The 321-nt window shown below is 54.5% G+C and carries 1 rRNA gene; it reads left to right on the top strand.

Annotated features, from left to right (window positions below):
- A 16S ribosomal RNA gene (locus tag PGC35_RS22125) occupies positions 1-321 on the top strand; the annotation flags it as partial.

Below are 321 nucleotides of genomic sequence, written 5' to 3'. Positions count from 1 at the left end.
GGAGAGTTTGATCCTGGCTCAGGACGAACGCTGGCGGCGTGCCTAATACATGCAAGTCGAGCGAATGATGAAGAAGCTTGCTTCTTCTGATTTAGCGGCGGACGGGTGAGTAACACGTGGGCAACCTACCCTGTAGATTGGGATAACTCCGGGAAACCGGGGCTAATACCGAATAATCCATTCCTTCTCATGGAGGAATGTTAAAAGACGGTTTCGGCTGTCACTACAGGATGGGCCCGCGGCGCATTAGCTAGTTGGTGAGGTAACGGCTCACCAAGGCGACGATGCGTAGCCGACCTGAGAGGGTGATCGGCCACACTG

The sequence above is a fragment of the Psychrobacillus sp. PGGUH221 genome (assembly GCF_042055255.1).
Lineage (GTDB): Bacteria > Bacillota > Bacilli > Bacillales_A > Planococcaceae > Psychrobacillus.
This window is presented reverse-complemented; position numbering and strand designations above follow the sequence as displayed.